The organism is Streptomyces huiliensis (assembly GCF_020037025.1).
Classification (GTDB): Bacteria; Actinomycetota; Actinomycetes; order Streptomycetales; family Streptomycetaceae; genus Streptomyces; species Streptomyces huiliensis.
This window is the reverse complement of the sequence record NZ_JAIQLH010000462.1, coordinates 1-380: the sequence shown is the minus strand read 5'-3', so window position 1 is coordinate 380 and position 380 is coordinate 1. Positions and strand designations below refer to the sequence as shown.

At 82.4% G+C, this 380-nt stretch carries 1 pseudogene; it reads right to left on the bottom strand.

Features of this window, described 5'->3' with window-relative positions:
* Nucleotides 1-380, bottom strand: a pseudogene (locus JNW98_RS35125) (chromosome segregation protein SMC); the annotation flags it as partial.

The window sequence follows — 380 nt, the reverse complement described above, 5'->3', positions numbered from 1 at the left end:
GGCGGCCTCGCGGGCGGCGGCCACCGCGGCGTCGGCCTCGGCCAGCGCATCCTTGGCGGCCCGCAGCCCGTCGGCGAGTTCGGCGTCACCGGCGTCGGTACCGTCCGCCTCGGCCTGCCGGAGCTCGTACTCCTCCCGCGCCGCCGCCGCGCGCTCCCGGGCCTCGTCGCGGGCGGTCGCCAGCCGGCCGGCCTCGGCCTCGGCGGAGGCCACCCGGCCGCGGGCCGCGGTGACCCGGCCCTGCAACCGGGCCAGTTGCTCCCGCCGGTCGGCGAGGGCGCGGGCGGCGTCGCGCAGCCGGCGCTCCTCCTCGGCGAGGCGGCGTTCGAGGTCGGCGCGGTGGGCGGAGGTGTCCTCCAGGGCCCGGTCCGCGGCCTCCA